Raw genomic sequence first — 255 nt, 5'->3', positions numbered from 1 at the left:
CGTTCAATGGCATCTTCATGAAGGCCATGGAAGGCTACAAGAAGGTCAGTGAGATATTCGGTGATGATGACACAGACGGTGAAAAAGGTGGCGGCAAGACAATCGGCAATACGATGGTCAGCAACGCTAACTTGCTCGCTCTTGTTGCACTAGGCGACGGCCCAATCGGCGGCATCGTAGGCAACACGACTGAGGAAAAAGAAAAGAACATCTACATCAACAATCAGCCTCTCCGCGACCACGGAACAAACAACC

Annotated in this window: 1 protein-coding gene; it reads left to right on the top strand. The window is 50.6% G+C overall.

Annotated elements, in window-relative coordinates; translation table 11 throughout:
• Nucleotides 1–17: 17 nt before the first annotated feature.
• Nucleotides 18–255: hypothetical protein (locus MRBLSP13_RS22530; protein ID WP_363756714.1), on the top strand; the 238-nt coding region annotated here is incomplete at its 3' end.

Source organism: Sphingobium sp. LSP13-1-1.1 (assembly GCF_040676415.1).
GTDB lineage: Bacteria > Pseudomonadota > Alphaproteobacteria > Sphingomonadales > Sphingomonadaceae > Sphingobium.
This window is presented reverse-complemented; position numbering and strand designations above follow the sequence as displayed.